The 241-nt window shown below is 77.6% G+C and carries 1 protein-coding gene; it reads right to left on the reverse strand.

Annotated features, from left to right (window positions below; translation table 11 throughout):
• On the reverse strand, nucleotides 1–241 hold a 241-nt coding region (locus tag ACNAVT_RS31935), incomplete at both ends, for a transposase (RefSeq protein ID WP_416301730.1).

The following is a 241-nucleotide window of genomic DNA, read 5'->3' on the forward strand; positions in this document are numbered from 1 at the left end:
TTCGCGACACGCAGGTGGGCACGAGCCAGCCGGGCGACAGCCTCGGCCCGGTTGCGCGAGCCCCGCTGTTTGCGGGTGACCTGGCGGGACAGACGCCGTAGCCGGGGCAGGGCGGCCCGCAGCGGGCGCGGCGCATCATCGACGCGCAGCCGCTGTCGGCCGACGGTGTCGGCGGCCACGAGGAGGGCGGCGAGGCCGCGGTCGACGCCTATCCAACCACCGCCGTCGGCGTCGGGGCGGG

It is taken from the genome of Micromonospora sp. SL4-19 (genome assembly GCF_047921475.1).
Classification (GTDB): domain Bacteria; phylum Actinomycetota; class Actinomycetes; order Mycobacteriales; family Micromonosporaceae; genus Micromonospora.